Annotated in this window: 1 protein-coding gene and 1 pseudogene; one reads left to right on the top strand and one right to left on the bottom strand. The window is 55.4% G+C overall.

Going from position 1 to position 921, the window contains the following annotated elements; translation table 11 throughout:
- Positions 1–169: pseudogene (locus A5706_RS35285) on the top strand (PE domain-containing protein); the annotation flags it as partial.
- Between the two features lie 461 nt (positions 170–630).
- Here the strand turns inward: A5706_RS35285 and A5706_RS16345 are convergent.
- Positions 631–921 (bottom strand): hypothetical protein (locus A5706_RS16345; RefSeq protein WP_231984910.1); only part of this gene is annotated, 291 nt, incomplete at its 5' end.

Genomic DNA, 921 nt, shown 5'->3' with positions numbered 1-921 from the left:
GCGCGGTTACGCCCAGGACTATCACGCGCTGGCCGGGAAGGCGGCGGCGTTTCAGGACCAGTTCGTGCAGCACCTGACCACCAGTGCCGGCGCGTATGCCGGCGCGGAGGCCGCCAACGTCACGTCGCTGATCAAGCCCTTGACAGCAATTGGGGCCCCGATTGCCGCTGCTGCCACAACCGCCCAGTCCACGATGAGCGATTTAATAGCGAATGTGATAACAAATATTCAAGCCGGAATAGAGACATTGATAACGATGATTACATCTTTATTAATGTTGCTAGCGATTGTACCCTTTTTGCTACTGTTTCTTTTAAGTGTTGCTTTATACGGGCCATGGTGGCTTGTTTTGCTTAATGCCGGGCGTGGGTATTGAGATGACGCCCCCCTCAGCGCGGTCGGTGAGGTTCGCGCAGTCGGATCGACGCCCAACGAGTTGGTCGCGAGGGTTGGATTCTCCATCGTTCCTTCGCCGAACCTTTCACGTTCGTGGTCGGGCAGCGTCTAGCCGACGACGAGGCGTGTCTCGGCTTTGAAGGTGCCGTCGCGGTTGTCCCGGACGTGGACGCTGGTGGTGATGGCGATGTCCGGCCAGGGCCAAGAGGCAGGCCGCAACGCAGAGCGCGTCTGTTAGATCGGGAAGAACATCGGAATGGGAGTACCTGTTGCAATAAAAAGTAAAACTAGTGCTACCCAAGCGCCTATGATTACAAAAGTGCCGACCGTAACGAAAATGCTCCATAACGCCGGGTAGCCTTGAATAAATATCCAAAACTGGTAAAAGGCTGCGCCCAATATCTTGAGTAATTGGTCGAAAGCTGCGCTAACAATGTTGCCTAACTCGTATCGGACAGCCCCGACGGCGCTGCCAATCAAGTTCACAACCCCTCCCAAGGGCTTTAGCAACGACGCCATGTTGGC

This window comes from Mycobacterium sp. E796, from assembly GCF_001672815.1.
Taxonomy (GTDB): Bacteria; Actinomycetota; Actinomycetes; order Mycobacteriales; family Mycobacteriaceae; genus Mycobacterium.
This window is presented reverse-complemented; position numbering and strand designations above follow the sequence as displayed.